At 69.3% G+C, this 13,665-nt stretch carries 8 protein-coding genes; 3 read left to right on the top strand and 5 right to left on the bottom strand.

Features of this window, described 5'->3' with window-relative positions; translation table 11 throughout:
* Window positions 1–17 precede the first annotated feature (17 nt).
* Complete coding sequence (locus QE410_RS03875) at window positions 18–1,382, bottom strand: multidrug effflux MFS transporter (protein WP_307328106.1); 1,365 nt, start codon at window positions 1,380–1,382, stop codon at window positions 18–20.
* Between the two features lie 229 nt (window positions 1,383–1,611).
* Between QE410_RS03875 and QE410_RS03870 the strand changes: the two genes are divergently transcribed.
* The gene (locus tag QE410_RS03870; protein WP_307328105.1) at window positions 1,612–2,319 is read left to right on the top strand and encodes a DUF3105 domain-containing protein; all 708 of its coding nucleotides are present in this window, start codon (window positions 1,612–1,614) and stop codon (window positions 2,317–2,319) included.
* A complete protein-coding gene (locus QE410_RS03865; RefSeq protein WP_307328102.1) occupies window positions 2,319–2,987 on the top strand; it encodes a DUF305 domain-containing protein in 669 nt (222 codons plus the stop codon). Before QE410_RS03870 ends, QE410_RS03865 begins: the two co-directional genes overlap by 1 nt.
* 704 nt (window positions 2,988–3,691) lie before the next feature.
* Here QE410_RS03865 and QE410_RS03860 read toward each other — a convergent pair.
* The 3 genes from QE410_RS03860 to QE410_RS03850 form a co-directional block, all read right to left on the bottom strand.
* Window positions 3,692–4,669, bottom strand: a complete 978-nt coding sequence (locus QE410_RS03860) for a carbohydrate ABC transporter permease (RefSeq protein WP_307328097.1) — start codon at window positions 4,667–4,669, stop codon at window positions 3,692–3,694.
* On the bottom strand, window positions 4,666–6,018 hold the full coding sequence (locus QE410_RS03855) for a carbohydrate ABC transporter permease (RefSeq protein ID WP_373459315.1): 1,353 nt from the start codon (window positions 6,016–6,018) through the stop codon (window positions 4,666–4,668). The genes QE410_RS03860 and QE410_RS03855 overlap by 4 nt, the downstream gene beginning before the upstream one ends.
* A 127-nt stretch (window positions 6,019–6,145) precedes the next feature.
* Window positions 6,146–7,477 (bottom strand): ABC transporter substrate-binding protein, encoded by a 1,332-nt coding sequence (locus QE410_RS03850; RefSeq protein ID WP_307328094.1) that lies wholly within the window; start codon window positions 7,475–7,477, stop codon window positions 6,146–6,148.
* A gap of 236 nt (window positions 7,478–7,713) precedes the next feature.
* Here QE410_RS03850 and QE410_RS03845 point away from each other — a divergent pair, with 236 nt between their 5' ends.
* Complete coding sequence (locus tag QE410_RS03845; RefSeq protein WP_307328091.1) at window positions 7,714–8,724, top strand: LacI family DNA-binding transcriptional regulator; 1,011 nt, start codon at window positions 7,714–7,716, stop codon at window positions 8,722–8,724.
* 170 nt (window positions 8,725–8,894) lie between these two features.
* Here the strand turns inward: QE410_RS03845 and QE410_RS03840 are convergent, their stop codons facing one another.
* Window positions 8,895–13,511 carry an ExeM/NucH family extracellular endonuclease gene (locus QE410_RS03840; protein WP_307328088.1) on the bottom strand — a complete coding sequence of 1,539 codons (4,617 nt, stop codon included), beginning with the start codon at window positions 13,509–13,511 and terminating at the stop codon, window positions 8,895–8,897.
* Window positions 13,512–13,665: the final 154 nt, after the last annotated feature.

Below are 13,665 nucleotides of genomic sequence, written 5' to 3'. Positions count from 1 at the left end.
ATCCCGAGCTCGCCGGGTCAGGGCGCGAGACGCTCCACCGTGCGCGGGCGCACGAGCGTCCACAGCGCGATCACGCCGATGACCGCGCAGCCCACCATGACCGACGCCATGGTGGTCGCCGTGATGCCCGACCCGGTCGCGAGCAGTCCGACCAGCGGCGAGACGATGCCCGCGACGCCGAAGTTCGCGGCGCCGATGATCGACTGCGCCGTGCCCGCGGCCTTGCCGTGACGGTCGAGCGCGAGCACCTGTGTACAGGGGAAGGTGAACCCGCACGCGGTCATGAAGAAGAACAGCGGCACGACCGTGCCCCACAGCCCGAGCCCGAGCTGGTCGGTGAGCACGATGGTCCCGCCGGCCAGCACGAGCACCGCGGTCGACACCGCGAGCACCCACTGCGGACCGAAGCGCGCCGCGAGGCGCGACGCCACCTGCACGCCGACGACGACGCCGACCGAGTTCACGGCGAACAGCACGCCGTACTGCTGCGGGTTGAAGCCGTAGGTCACCTGGAACAGGAACGACGATGCCGACAGGTACGAGAAGAGTCCGCTGAACGCCATCGCCCCGATCACGAGCACGCCGATGAAGACGCGATCGCGGAAGACGCTGCCGTACCGCTGCCACACCGTGGTGGCGCCGGGTCCGCCGCGGCGGGCGGGGGGAAGCGTCTCGGGGATGAAGATGATCGCCGACACGAGCATGACGGCACCGTAGACGGCGAGCACGACGAAGATGCCGCGCCACGGCATCACCAGCAGCAGTGCCGATCCGGCGAGCGGGGCCAGCACCGGGGCGACGCCCGAGACCATCGCCATGCGCGAGAGCATGACGACGAGACGGCGTCCTCCGAACAGGTCGCGGATGATCGCGGCGGCCACGACACCGCCAGCGGCGGCCCCCGCGCCCATCAGCACACGGGCGACCGAAAGGGTGCCGAGCGTCGGCGCGAGAGCGGCGAAGATGCTCGCGGCGACGTGCAGCGCGGTGACCGAGAGCAGCGGGACGCGACGCCCGACCTTGTCGCTGAGGGGACCGACGATCAGCTGCCCCAGCGCGAAGCCGATCATGGTGCCGGTGAGGGTGAGCTGGATGGCGGCCGCGGTCGTCTGGAAGTCGGCCTCGAGCACGGGGAAGGCCGGCAGGTACAGGTCGATCGTGAACGGGCCGAGGGCGGTCAGCGCGCCCAACAGCACGATGTAGAGCACGCGGCGCGACGACGGGATGGCGTCGCCCGGGTGGAGCACGATCGGCGCGGTCGCCGGGTTCGTGCCGAGCGTCCGGATGGCTCCGGTGGTCGTCGGGGCAGGGCGCGAGGGCGCGGCGGGGGAGGCCGCCGCCGAGGGCGGGGTGATCACGGGGTGGGAGGAGGTATCGAGCACGCGTCTGATTTCGTTTCGCAACACGGACAGCCCGACGAATCGGGCTGAGAAAATGGGGGGATCATCGAACCTCGAATCGATTCGACCTCGTCATACTATCGCGACTCCCCTGCCGGCCACCATCCCGGCTCGGGGGTTCCTCCCAGGCCATCGGCCCATTCGCCCGAATAGGCTGGAGATGTCGGCGGATGCCGATGTGTCCCGCCCCGAAGAGAGACGAACACGACGCATGACCCCCTCCCCCGACAAGCGCGCGAGCGGAAACCCCGCCACTCAGGCTCAGATCGACCTGACCGTCAAGCAGCAGCGCGAGCAGAAGCGCCAGGAGAAGCTGGCCGAATACCAGAAGCAGATGGCGCGCCGTAAGCGCGGCAAGCTCGTCTGGTGGGTCGTGGGCTCCGTGGCATCTCTCGCGGTGATCGGTCTGGTCGTGGCATCCTTCGTTCTCGCTCCCGCTCCCGCGCCCACCTACCAGGCGCAGAACAGCACGGGCGAGGTGCCCGACGGCGTGCAGACCTATGAGAACCGCTCCGACCACGTGCAGGGCGCGGTGACCTACGAGCAGAACCCGCCCGCCGGCGGCCCGCACAACCCCTACTGGTTGAACTGCGGTGTCTACACCGAGCCTCAGCAGAACGAGAACGCGGTGCACTCCCTGGAGCACGGCGCGATCTGGATCACCTACGACCCGACGCGCATCGACGAGGCCGGCATCGACGCCCTGAAGGCCGTCATGCCCTCGAGCTACGCGATCCTCTCGCCGTACCCCGACATGGACACCGCCGTCGCGGTCAGCGGCTGGAACCACCAGCTCAAGGTCGACGACCCCACCGACCCGCGCATCAAGGACTTCTTCACCGAGTTCTGGCGCAGCCAGAACGTCCCCGAGCCCAACGCCGCCTGCTCCGGCGCGATCGACGGCCCGGGCAAGGCGTGATGACCGACGACGCTCCGGCGCGGCCCGCGGTCCGCTGGATCGTCGTCGCCGTCATCGCCGTCGCGGTGCTGGCCGTGGCCTTCGCGATCGGACGCTTCACGGCGTTCGGCGCGACGGCCGCGCCCGCACACCCCTCCGACACCTCCGCGGATGCCGGCTTCGCCCGCGACATGCAGGTGCACCACACGCAGGCGGCGCTCATGGCGATGGAGATCTACCGCAAGACCGACGACGACGAACTGCGCACCCTGTCGTACGACATCGCCACCGGCCAGGCCGGCCAGCGCGGCGAGATGTACGGCTGGCTCGTCGAGTGGGGCCTGCCGCAGGCGTCGTCGCAACCGCTGATGACGTGGATGGAATCCTCCGGCGAGCACAGCCACGGCGACACCGCCGCGCTCACGCAGGAACAGCTCATGAGCGAGATGGGCATGGCGACGGATGCCGAGCTCTCCGAGCTCCAGACGCTCGACGGTCAGCCCGCCGACTGCCTGTTCCTCGAGCTGATGATCCGGCACCACCAGGGCGCGATCCCCATGGCGCAGGCCGTCATCGAGCTCGGCGATGACGAGCGCGTCAAGGCCGTCGCCGGCACGATCGTCAGCGGCCAGTCCGCCGAGATCGACGCGATGCGCGACATCCAGTCGCGCCTCGGCTGCAGCGCCTGACCTGCCCCCTCCGCGCCTGCCGCCCCACCCTCGCTCGGCGCCCGGCGCGCGCACGGCGCGGCCCGGCGCGGCGCGGTGCCCAGGCCGGCGCGGCGCGGTGCCCAGGCCGGCGCGGTGCGGCGCCCGGGCCGGCGCCCGGGCCGGCCCACCCCCCGCGAGAAACGCCATACGCCGCAAGAAACGCCGCGTCACGGCGTGTCTCCCCGCGGATGCCGTTTCTCGCGAACCCACCACCCCACGCCGCCCCACTGCGCGCACTGCACGGACCGGCGGCGCGCGGCGCCCGGGCCGGCGCACCCCCCGCGATAAACGCCATTCGCCGCAAGAAACGCCGCCTCACAGCGTGTCTCCCCGCGGATGCCGTTTCTCGCGACGCCACCACCTACCCCACCCCACCGCGCGCACCGCGCGGACCGGCGCGGCGCTCCGCGCACCTGCCCGGACCGGCGCGGCACGGCGCCCGCCGGCGCCCGGCGCGGCCGACCCCCCCGCGAGAAACGCCATACGCCGCAAGAAACGCCGCCTCACAGCATGTCCCCCCGCGGATGCCGTTTCTCGCCATGCCCCTCGCCGCCCCACCGCGCCCCGCGCCGCCCGCCCCGCAGCCCCGCCGCGCCCCGCGCCCCGCGCCACGCAGCCCCGGCGCGCACGAGAAAGGGGCGTGACACCCTCAACGGATGCCACGCCCCTCGGTCGAACCGGGCTCAGCCCTTCGTCGCGCCCGCCAGCAGGCCCCGCACGAAGAAGCGCTGCAGCAGGAAGAAGACGATCAGCGGAACCAGGATGGAGATGAACGTTCCCGCCGACTGCAGGAACCACTGGTCGCCCCACGTGCCCGAAAGGGAGTTGAGCGACTGCGTCAGGGGCAACGATGACGACGGCGCGAAGATCGTCGCCACCAGCAGGTCGTTCCACACCCAGATGAACTCCAGCACCGCGAACGATGCCAGGGCCGGCGCGGCGAGCGGCAGGATGATCCGGAAGAACACCTGGCCGTGCCCAGCCCCGTCCACGCGGGCCGCCTCGATCACCTCGTGGGGGATCTCGGCGATGAAGTTGTGCAGCAGGAAGATGGCCAGCGGCATCGCGAAGATCACGTGCGCGATCCACACGGTGGCGAAGCTGTGCTCCACACCCCGCAGGTCGAAGCCCGGGAAGATCGTCACGTCGTTGATCGTCAGGCCGCGCGAGAACAGGCTGAGCAGCGGCACGAGGGCCATCTGCAGCGGCACGATCTGCAACGCGAAGATGAAGATGAAGAAGAAGTTGCGGCCCTTGAAGTCGATCCAGGCGAACGCGTACGCGATGAGCGAGGCCACCGCCAGAGCGAACAGCACCACCGGGATGGTGATCGCCAGCGAGTTGAGGAACGACTGCGCCAGCGTCAGGGCGGTGCCGCCCGAGGTCAACGCGAGTCGGTAGTTCTCCAGTGTGAACGACGGGTCGGTGAAGACCGTCCACCACCCGGTCGACTGGGTGTCGGAGCCGGGTCGGAACGAGGTGATGAACAGGCCGAACGTCGGGATCGTCCAGAAGAAGGCGATCACGATGGCGGCGATCGTCGCGCCCTTCGAGGTGAGGCGCTTGCGCGCCATCGCCTCGTGCTTGCGCGTGTCGCGGGCGACCTGGCGCGCGGTGCGGGTGTCGGTGGTGGGTTCGAGCACCACGGTGGAGGTGGTCATCGCACTTCCCTCTGCTTCCGGATCTGGCGCACGTTGAAGATGATCAGCGGCAGCACGAAGAGGAACAGCACCACGGCCAGCGCTGCCGAGTGGCCGTAACTCTGGAATCGCTGCTGCTGGTTGACCATCTCGAAGGCGAGGACGGTCGAGTCGTTTCGACCACCGGTCATGACGGCGACGATGTCGTAGATCTTCAGCGCGCCGATGGCGATGGTGGTGAGCACGACGATGAGCGAAGAGCGGATGCCAGGAACGGTGACGTTCAAGAAGCGTTCCCAAGCGCTCGCGCCGTCGAGTTCCGCGGCCTCCATCTGCTCCGGCGGGACGGCCTTGATCGCCGCCGACAGGATCACCATCGCCAGACCCGTCTGACTCCAGATGAACACCACGACCAGGAGCAGGGTGTTGACCAGGGGCGCTGCCGACAGCCACGAGATCGGCTGCCCGCCGAAGGCCGTGACGATGGCGTTCAGGATGCCGAGTTGGTCGCCCTGGCGGAAGTCGTAGACGAACTTCCAGATGATGCCGGCGCCCACGAACGAGATCGCGAAGGGCATGAAGATCAGCACCTTGAGGTACTTCTCCCCCGCCGCGCGATCGATGAACACCGCGTAGGCGAGGCCGACGGCCGTCGCGATGGTGGGCGCGAGCAGCACCCAGATGAGGGTGTTGATGACCGACCAGAAGCCCTCGGGGTTCGTGAAGGTCCAGATGTAGTTCTCGAAGCCGACGAAGTTCTCACCGGTCTTGTCGAAGAACGACTGGAAGAAGGTCGTGATGGCCGGGTACACGAGGCCGATCAGCAGCAGGATCGCGGCGGGCGCGGCGAAGAGCACGAGCTGGAACAGGTAGCCGGCCCCCTGACGGGAGCGGTAGTCGGCGTAGAAGAGGATCGCGCCGAGGAGCACCGCTATGCCGAGCACGTAGATGACGGCGTTCTGGTAGGGCCGCAGCAGCATGAACGCCAGCACGGGGATCGCGAAGCAGGCCACGAGGCGGAGCCAGAAGTAGCCCTTGCCGGAGCGCGGCGCGTACTCGATCAGCAGCAGGAGCAGGCCCACGACGGCACCGAAGACGAGGATGACGAGCGGGATCTGGGCGATGGGGCTCAGGCCGCCCAGCCAGGTGAAGAAGCTGTTGAGCGAGAAGCCGAGCGTGGTCGGCCGGGTCTCCGCCGGTGCGCGGGTGACCATGAAGAGGAAGAGCGCCACCACCAGGATGAGCCCTACGGCGACCACGGTGAACGTGGTCCTGCGCGCGTTCGCGGAGTCGCGCGTGGCGGTCCTGGCCCGCTCCCGCGGCGGCGGCGACGCCGTCGGCGTCGACTCCGCATTCTTGATATCGGTCATGACGTCCCTCCCGAACACGCCTTCGTGCTCATCGATGTGTGCCCGCGGAGTACGCCGGGCGGGTTAGAAGTATGGACCCGGGATGGGCCGCCCGCACAGCGGGCGGCCCATCGTCGGTCGGCGTCGATCAGTTGTCGTAGCCGGCCTGGATGTCGCTGAGCACCTGGTCGGTCGGCGTACCGTCGATCCAGCTGACCATGCCCTTCCAGAAGGAACCCGCACCGACGGTGGCCGGCATGAGGTCGGAGGCGTCGAAGCGCAGCGTGGTGTTCGGGTCCTGCAGCGTCTTCATCGCCTCGGTGAGGAACTCGCTGGAGGCCAGCGACGGATCGGCGCCCTTGTTGGCGGAGATCACGCCACCGAGCTTGACGCGCGCGTCGGCGAACTCGGGCGACGACATGTACTCGACGACCTTCTGCACGTTCTCGTCGTCGGAGAATGCTGCAACGAACTCGCCGCCGCCCTCGACCGCGAGCTCGCCCTCGGTGACACCGGGGGTCAGGAACGCGTAGACGTCGCCGTCGGGGGCGACCGTGGGCGTCTCACCCGCGGCGTTGGTCACCGTGAGGAAGTTGGCCGACAGGAACGAGGCCTGGTGCGTCATCGGGCAGCTGCCGTCGGCGACCTTGGCGGCGACGTCGGCGAACGCGGTCGAGTTGATGCTGCGCACGTCGCCGAAGCCGGCGTTGACATAGGAGGGGTTGAGGAGGATGTCGCCCACCGCGTCGAAGGCCTGCTTGATCTGCGGGTCGGTGAACTTCACCTCGTTCGCGACCCACTGGTCGTAGACGTCGGGGCCGGACAGGCGCAGGACCATGTCTTCCACCCAGTCGGTTCCGGGCCAGCCGGATGCGGCGTCGGAGGCGAAGCCGGCGCACCACGGGGCGGCACCGGTCTTCTGCTGGATCGTCGCGGTCAGCGTCATGAGTTCGTCGAGCGTCTTGGGCACCTCGACGCCCCACTCCTTGAACTTCGCCGGCGAGTACCAGACGTAGCCCTTGAGGTTGGCGAGCATGGGGGCGGCGTAGAAGGTGCCGTCCTCGGTGCCGTACGACTTCCAGTCCTCGCCCCAGTACTCGTCGACGTTCGACGAGACGGCGTCGGATGCCGCCTGCACCTCGCCGGTGCCGATGAGGGTCTTGAGCAGACCCGGCTGCGGGACGATGGCGATGTCGGGGGCGTCGCCACCGGACACCTTCGTGACGATGTTGCCCTCGAAGCTCTTGTCGCCGGTGTAGACGACCTTGATGCCGGTGTCGGCCGTGAACTGCTCGAACGTCTGGTTCAGCGCGTCGGCCTCGGTGCCGGTGATGCCGCCGGAGATGCGGACCGTGGTCTCGCCCCCGCCCGATCCGCCCGTGCCGCCGCTGTCGCCTTCGGCGCAGCCCGCGAGAGCGATCGCGCTGACCGCCAGCAGCCCGACGGGCGCCAGCAGGCGAGTCCGCTGTGACATACCCATGTGGTCTCTCCTCTTTGAGTTCTGTGGTGCATCGGATCCCGTCGGGAACCGATTCCAGGCAACCGTAGAGGCAATCCACCAGAGTTGCAACCGTGACTTGATCACGAACCGGTAACTGGCGGATTCATGCGGAAAAGGCGACGCATGACGAGCCGGAACCGGTTCCAGTTTCCGGAGATGTCGGATACTCTTCTCAGCGTCGACACGGACGTCGATGGATGACGAGGAAGACACGAATGAGCGGAATCGCCGAGGTGGCGCGCCTGGCCGGCGTGTCCAAGTCGACCGCCAGCCGCGCGCTGACGGGCGGCGGCTACGTCTCCGACGGCACCCGTCGACGGGTCGCCGACGCGGCGGCATCCCTGGGCTACGTCCCGTCCACGAGCGCGGTGAGTCTGGCGACCGGACGCACACGCACGATCGCCCTCATCGTCCCCAAGGTCAACCGCTGGTACTTCGGATCGATCGTCGAGGGCGTCGAACGCACGCTCATCCCGCTCGGGTACGACGTCACCCTGTATGTGGCCGAGCCCGGCTCCAACGACCGCGAGAGCCTGTACTCCACCTACCTCGCGCGCAAGCGCTTCGACGGCATCATCGCCGTCGCCCTCGAGCCCGACGATGCCGATCTCGAGCGGTTGGCGAACATCGGCAAGCCGGTGGTCAGCATCGGCAACGCCCTCTCCGGGGTTCCGACGCTGGGTCTCGACAACGTCGCGATCACCCGCATCATCACGCAGCACCTCATCGCACTCGGCCACACCGACATCGCGTTCGTCGGCAGCACACCGCGCACCGACGCCCCCGCCAAAGACGTCGACGAGCGATCGATCGGCTACCGCAACGCCATGAACGACAACGGTCTGGCCATCCGCATCCGCGACGTCCCCTCCACCCTCACCATCACCGACGCGTACGCCGCGGCGGCGTCGTTCCTCGCCGACGCGGCATCCCGTCCGACGGGGGTGGTCGCCGCGTGCGACGAGGTCGCGATCGGCGTCATCATCGCGGCGCGCCGCATGGGCATCTCGGTGCCGACCGAGCTCAGCGTCGTCGGTATCGACGGCCATGATTACGCCGAGATGTTCTCCCTCACCACGGTCGAGCAGTTCCCCCTCGCCCAGGGCATCGAGGCGACGCGCATCCTCGTCTCGATGATCGAGGGCACCGCCGAGGCCCCGCGCCGCACCGAGGCCGAGACGCGCCTCGTCGTTCGCGCGTCCACCGCTCCCCCGCGCTCCGCATGACGTCGCCTTGGGCCAGCTGGGCCGGCGCCTCGTAACGAAGATTCGGGATGCCGCGCCACGCCGGCATCGCGAGTCACGGTGACGTCCCGGATGCCCTCGCACCTGTGTCACCCGTCGGACGCCGAAGACCCCGGATGCCGTGGCACCCGGGGTCTTCGATTCGCCGTCGTTCAGTCGCTCTGGCGGACCGCCCGGCGACGTGCGATGACGCCGAGACCGAGCAGGGCGAGCGCGGCGAGCAGGCCCGCGCCCATCCAGGCGGTGTCGGCACCCGTCACCGGCAGCGATCCACCCTGACCGGCAGAGCTGCCCTGGCCCGCGGATCCGCCGGCGCCCGAGCCCGCGCCGGCCCCGTCGCCTCCGGCTGCGCCGATGCTGATCGGCACCGTCACGTCGGTGCCGCTCGGCTGCGCCACCAGCTGCAGGGCGATCACGCCGGAGGCGCCGGCCGGAACGCCGACGCTGACCGTGGCCGCGCCATTCGCGACGGGGAAGGACGTCGTGGCATCCGATCCCCAGGCCGCCGACAGCGACGTGTTCGCGGGAGCACCGAGCGAGGTGAGGTCGAGATTCGAGACCGTGAGCGCGACGTCACCGCCCGACCGGACCTCCGAGGGCACACCCGAGACCTGCACCGCGCGCGCGGTGAAGTCGGGCGTGAGGCCGGGGTTCGCCTCGAGGTAGTCGATCCATCCGTCACGGTCGATGAGGCCCGAGTCGCGGGTTTCGGCGCCCTGGCCGAGTGCCGCGAACGCGTCACCGCCCTGGAGCAGGAAGCTGAACGAGCCCACGCGGTACGTCGCCGCCGGGTCGACGGCCACGCCGTCGATCCAGATTCCGGTGATGCGCTGTCCGGGGCCACGCGACACGTCGTAGGTGACGCGCACGTTGTCCGAGACGCCGAGCGCGAGATCGCGGTCGCGGCCGGCGGTGTCGCCCCACTGCTGCTCGAGCGCGCGTCGCAACTGCTCACCCGTCAGCGTCGTCGTCCAGAGGTTGTTGACGAACGGCAGCACCGCGTTGGCCTCGGCCAGCGTGATGACCCCGTCCTCTCCGTAGAACAGCTCCGCGCGCAGACCACCCGGGTTGACCAGGGCGATCTCGGCGCCCCCGCGGAGGGGATCGGCGAGGGTGTCGAGCAGGGCGTCGGCGACGAGGCCGCCGAGAGCGGACTGCTTCGAACGGTCGTCGCGCTGACCACCGGTGTAAACGCCGTCGACGTAGGACCCGCCGCGGTAAGCGGTGGTGATGTCGGCGGTCACCGATCCGACCGGCTGCGCACCGACGCGGTCGGCCTCGGCGCGCGCGAGCTTCACGATCTCGTCGACCGCGGCCACGCGCGGATACGTCGCGATCAGTTCGGCGTCCAGCGCGGCGCTGTTCGCGGCCGTCTGGGCGGGATCGTTCGGAACCGTGGCCGCGGCGAGACGCGGCACGTTGCGCGCGGAGTAGTCGACCACGTCGCCGTTCTGACGGTCGACGGTCAGCACGATCTCGCCGATGTTCTCGCCGTAGCTCCCGGTCTGCACGATCGGGCGGGTGCCCGCGGCGCCCGGGATGGGAGCGTTCCACGCGTACTTCTGGTGGGTGTGACCCGTGAAGATCGCGTCGACCGCGGCATCCGTGTCGTTCACGATCTTCGCGAAGGCCCCGCCCGCGGCGACCGCCTGCTCGATCGTCTCCCCCGTGGAGTCGCCCTCGGCGGCACCCTCGTGATACTCAGCGACGATCACGTCGACCTGATCGCGGATCTCGGCGACCACGCGGTTCACCTCGGCGACGGGCTCGCGGAACTCGATGCCCTCGATACCGCCCGGCGAGACGAGCTGCGACGTCTCCTGCGTGACGGCCCCGATGACGCCGACGCGCACGCCGTCGACCTCGAAGATGGCGTACTCGTCGAGCAGGGGCTGCCCGTTCTTGTACACGTTCGCGGCGAGGTAGGGGAAGTCGGCCCACCCGCTCACCTCGTCGACGAGCTTGTCCGCCCCCCGATCGAACTCGTGGTTGCCGGTGGCGGATGCCGCCAGGTCGAGCGCGTTCAACACCTCGATGGTCGGCTCGTCGTCGAAGTACGCCGAGGCGAACAGCGAGGCGCCGATGTTGTCGCCGTTGGAGAGGAACAGGGTGTTGCCCTCGCCGCCGGCGGCCCGCAGCTGCTCGATCGTTCCCGCGAACTTCACCGTGTTGGCGTCGATGCGACCGTGGAAGTCGTTGATGCCGAGCAGAGTGATGTCGGTGGTCTCGGGGGCGAGATCGAGACCGACGATCACGGGGTCGTGGTCGCTGGATCGGTAGGGCGTGGTGTCGTAGAAGTTCAGCACGTTGTAGTTGAAGCGGCTGTACTCCAGGGCGAGCGCCTCGACGGCGTTGATGTTCCAGATGTCGGTACCGGTGACCAGCTCACGCGCCGAGGCCGACGCGAGCACGTGGTCGAGCGAGCCGGACTGCCCGCTGAACGAGTACGAGTATTCGCCCGTGCCCGCCTCCAGCGGCTCGAAGCCGTACTCGCGCAGCTTCTGGATCGGGTCCTCCTGCGTGTACGCGTTGAAGTCGCCGAGCAGGAACACATCGTCGGTGCCGACCTCGGCCGCGCGCGCAGCGGCGAAGGCGCCGAGAGCGTCGGCCTGGCGCACGCGGTCACCGTTGAAGGCGCCCTGGATGCCATTGGCGTTGTCGCCCGTGGCCGCGGGGCGGCTGTCACCCTTCGACTTGAAGTGGTTCACGATCGCGAGGATCTCGGCATCCGGGTCCGTCAGAGGCGCGAACGCCTGCGCGAGCGGCTGACGGGCGTTGCGGAACGCCGGGTCGTCGAGGATGACGCTGTCGCCGGAGGGCGCGACCACCTCCTTCTTGTAGATGAAGGCGGTGCGGATGACGTCCTCGGATGCCGGCAGCACAGCCGGCGAGGGAACGAAGGCCCACTGCGGCGAGCCGAGTGCCGCATTCAGAGCGTCGACGAGGGTCGACAGCGCGGCATCCCGATCCTTGCCGAAGGCGGCGGAGTTCTCGATCTCCTCGAGCGAGACGACGTCGGCACCCAGCCCGTTGATCGCGGCGACGATCTTGTCCTGCTGGCGCTTCAGGTTGGCGGCATCCGCCGCGCCGCGGGGACCGGGGGCCGGGCACGTGTCGGCCGTGATGGGGTTGCCCTCGCGGTCCTTGTACGTCGACGTGCACCCGACGCTCTCGGCCGTGGTCGTGAAGTAGTTGAGCACGTTGAAGCTCGAGATCTTCACGGTGCCGCCGACGGCCTCGGGAGCCGCGGTGCGGGTGTTCTCGAACGACGCCGGCTGCACGGTGTCCGCGTTGCCGACCGTCAGCTGCTCGGTCGGCTGGAACTTCCACGCGTTGTTGCGATAGTCGAGGATGACGGGCGTCTCGAACGTCGCAGCGGCACCGACGCGCACCGGCTCGGTGAGTGAGACGTACGGCAACGGGATGCTCTTGTTGGTGTCGTTCAGGAAATTGATCGAGGCGCCGTCGTCGAGCACGACCGCGCGGGCGCGGTTGTCGGCCACGGCGGCGACGTATTCCGGTGTGTCCGGACGTGCGACGTCGGTGGGCGTGCGCAGCGGCGTCGTGCCCGCGGCGAGGCCGACCTCGGCGTAATGGTTCGTCGAGTAGGTGTTGGTGACGGTGAAGTCGCCCTGCGGCGCGAGCAGCATGCCCTCGAACCGCTCGCGCTCCTCATCGGTCTTCGGCCACGCGATCTCGGCCGGTCGTACCTCGGCCGCCTGCTCGGTGAGGATGCTCACGGAGGGGGCGTCGACGGTGATCTGCGTCTGCCCGCCGAATTCACCCGCCGTGCCGGTGACCTCGACGTGCTGGCCGATCGCGACCGTGGCGGTCGCGGCGGATCCGTAGACGAAGACGGCGTCGGAGGCGAGGTGGGTCTGCGGGTCGAGCGGGCCGCCCGTGCCGGGCGTCTGGATGAAGAATCCGTTGTATCCACCCGTTCGGTACGCGGCGGTGACGACACCGCGCGTGGTGACCGTCGCGCCGGCGAGGGGTGTCGTGGCGCCGGTGCCCTGGATGTCGCGGATGGGCGTGACGACGCCGGGCGTGACGGTCGGGGTGGGAGTGGGCGTGGCCGTCGGTGTCGCCGTGGCGGTCGGCGTCGCCGTGGGCGTGGGCGTGACCGCGCCGCCGGACCCCTGGGGGGTCACGGTGGTCGTGTTGGTGAAGTCGACCGAGTTGTCGTTCGTGTCCACGAAGTCGGTGCGTACCAGGGCGTTCGGGGTGCCGTTCGGGCCGTCGACGGATGCCGCCTTCGTCTCGAAGCCGGCCGCGGTGCCGTAACCGAGGAAGTCGACGACACGACTGTCGGCGACGGGCCCGCCGGGCAGCGCGAGCGACTCGGTCACATTCGCGAGGAACAGCTGGCCGTTCGTGCCCGACGGGTTCAGGCCCGCGCTCGTGATGTCGGCGGCGGGAAGGTCGGCGCCGTTGGTGTCGTTGCCGGGCAGTCCGATGAGGTAGTAGCCGCCGGGGGCGATCGACCCGGTCAGCGGCTGGGTGTTCGCGCCGCTCGGGGCCTGAACGCTGCTGGCGGAACGGTACTGCAGCGACCATCCGCTGAGGTCCTGCGCGGTGTCGCCGGCGTTGTAGAGCTCGACGAACTTCTTGTTGAAGAAGGCGCCGTTGCTGCCGCCTTTGAGGTAGGCCTCGTTGATCACCACCCGGGGGCCGTCGGCGGCGAAGGCCGGAAGCGGGACGAGGGCGGATCCGAGCAGAGCGGCGCCGAGGGCGGCGCTCAACGCGGTCGTGAAACGGCGTGCGGGCACGCGCGAAGCAGCGTTGGGCATGAGTCTCCAGGTACCGACGCGCGAACGTTCGACGTCGGATGGGGGGATCGACGGGGGGGGTTCCCCACGACCGTAAACGATCCGCATACCCTTTTCCCAGACTCGAACGTTTCGATCTGGTGAACATCGGTTT

The sequence above is a fragment of the Microbacterium sp. SORGH_AS_1204 genome (assembly GCF_030818935.1).
Classification (GTDB): domain Bacteria; phylum Actinomycetota; class Actinomycetes; order Actinomycetales; family Microbacteriaceae; genus Microbacterium.
Note: the sequence above shows the minus strand (reverse complement) of the source record. Positions and strands in the feature narration are given on the sequence as shown.

Coding starts and splice junctions, on each gene's coding strand:
- QE410_RS03845 (WP_307328091.1), top strand. CDS start 7,714: ATGAGCGGAATCGCCGAGGTGGCGCGCCTGGCCGGCGTGTCCAAGTCG.
- QE410_RS03860 (WP_307328097.1), bottom strand. CDS start 4,669: ATGACCACCTCCACCGTGGTGCTCGAACCCACCACCGACACCCGCACC.
- QE410_RS03855 (WP_373459315.1), bottom strand. CDS start 6,018: ATGACCGATATCAAGAATGCGGAGTCGACGCCGACGGCGTCGCCGCCG.
- QE410_RS03865 (WP_307328102.1), top strand. CDS start 2,319: ATGACCGACGACGCTCCGGCGCGGCCCGCGGTCCGCTGGATCGTCGTC.
- QE410_RS03850 (WP_307328094.1), bottom strand. CDS start 7,477: ATGGGTATGTCACAGCGGACTCGCCTGCTGGCGCCCGTCGGGCTGCTG.
- QE410_RS03870 (WP_307328105.1), top strand. CDS start 1,612: ATGACCCCCTCCCCCGACAAGCGCGCGAGCGGAAACCCCGCCACTCAG.